The sequence below is a fragment of the Mesotoga sp. HF07.pep.5.2.highcov genome (genome assembly GCF_003666285.1).
Lineage (GTDB): Bacteria > Thermotogota > Thermotogae > Petrotogales > Kosmotogaceae > Mesotoga > Mesotoga prima.
In genome coordinates this window covers 1-564 of record NZ_JFHJ01000505.1, presented here as the reverse complement: position 1 = coordinate 564, position 564 = coordinate 1, and the positions used below count along the sequence as shown (strand labels likewise).

The window sequence follows — 564 nt, the reverse complement described above, 5'->3', positions numbered from 1 at the left end:
AAGAGACAAGATGAACTTTTCAGAAAGGTCCGGCCTTCCGTATCTAATTCCCGCTTCTATGGCAAGGAGAGTGGGAAGTGACCAGACAATATCGTTTTTGTCTCCCTCTCCATAATCGCCTGCTTCGAAGGTTTTTAGAGGGAGCGAGTGTATCAGCCCCGGCTCTTTGAAGTAGCCTATCTTCTCTATTTTTGCCAGCAATCTCTCCCCGATTTCTCTCCGGATGAGACCCATGGACAGTGGGTAAATTTGTATAAAGTGACCCTCGAAATTCCCGCTTTTTTCGGCGAGGGCATCGTAAAAAAGGCCATCTTTGCCGTACCAGTCTTTTAGAAACTCACGATCATATCTTTCAAGGAGCCAAGCCGCGAACTGAGAGTTTTTGAGATCTTTCATCATGTTCGAGTCGCGTAGCTCTTTCAGCATAGAGTATAGCCAGCAGGCGGAATCCAACAGAGCAAATTCGCCACTGATGGGTACTTCTACGATCCCTTCACCCTGAGGATACAGCTTTCGTGAAAGGTGACCGGAAACGTGTGAAAGCGCGTTGTCCACAAGTTCTAA

1 pseudogene is annotated in these 564 nt (G+C 47.3%); it reads right to left on the bottom strand.

The features are described 5' to 3' along the window. Positions 1 to 564, bottom strand: a pseudogene (locus BG32_RS10720) (glycogen debranching protein); the annotation flags it as partial.